General features: G+C 32.1%; 1 protein-coding gene. It reads right to left on the bottom strand.

The features are described 5' to 3' along the window. On the bottom strand, positions 1-1,162 hold a 1,162-nt coding region (locus tag FHL06_RS13695; protein WP_192918017.1), incomplete at both ends, for a M13-type metalloendopeptidase.

Genomic DNA, 1,162 nt, shown 5'->3' with positions numbered 1-1,162 from the left:
TCATCTTTATATTAAGTTCCTTGAATTTAGCGTAATCTTCTTCAGTCCACCAATTATTCATATTACCGTATTCATCGAATTGGGCACCATTGTTATCAAAAGCATGAGAAATTTCATGAGCAATAACAGCACCAATACCACCGAAATTTTCACTATTTGTTTGCTCTAAACTATAAAATGGAGCTTGCAAAATAGCAGCTGGGAAAGTGATGTCATTTCTTGATGGATCATAACAAGCGTTAACCATATGTCCTGGCATTAACCATTTTGTACGATCAACTGGCTTATGATATTGATCCAATGAATTTTGAGTAACGATTTTTCTAATACGAGAAACGTTATCATATAATGAATCATTTTCATTAATATCAAATTTGCTATAAATATCATCAATCTTGTCTGGATAGCCGACTTTGATGACAATCTTATCTAATTTAACAATAGCTTTTTTCTTAGTATCTTCGCTTAACCAAGTATTCTTAGCAAGTCTTTGTTCATAAATGGAAATCATCTTCTTAACCATGCTACGAACATCTTCTTTGGCTTTTTCACCAAAGTACTTCTTACCATAATAAGTACCAACAACTTGACTAAAAATACCTGCCGCAAAGTTATAAGCATACTTAGTTCTATTCTTAAGTTCCTTAGCACCACTCAAAGCTAAATTATATTCACCAATTGTTTGACGGAACTCTTCATCAAGAATCGAAGCATTACTAGTCAAAAACTTAACCATCATCCATGCTTTAATATTTTCAAAGGTATCGTCATTAACTAATTGATTAAGATTATCCAAATATCTTGGTTCTTCAATAATAACTTTTTCAGGAGTGTCATTAATCAAATCAACTACTAAGCTCTTCAAGTCTAAGTTATCAGATTTATTAATAAATTCACTGAACTTCATTGGATTATAAACCTTAGTATAATCAGCCCATTCTTCAGAACTCTTAACGATTGGGACAAGCGACTTATCAAATGCCAAAGCATGTTCAACAATTTCTTTGGCTTCATCTAGTTTATAGCCGATCATTGATAACAAACGACCAGCAATTTCAGCATACTTAGCTAATAATTGCTTACCAGATTCATTTTTTTCATCATAATATGATTTATCAGGCAAAATCAAACCAGTGCCTTGGACATAAACAACATTTTTGGC

The sequence above is a fragment of the Companilactobacillus halodurans genome (assembly GCF_009600985.1).
Classification (GTDB): Bacteria; Bacillota; Bacilli; order Lactobacillales; family Lactobacillaceae; genus Companilactobacillus; species Companilactobacillus halodurans.
Note: the sequence above shows the minus strand (reverse complement) of the source record. Positions and strands in the feature narration are given on the sequence as shown.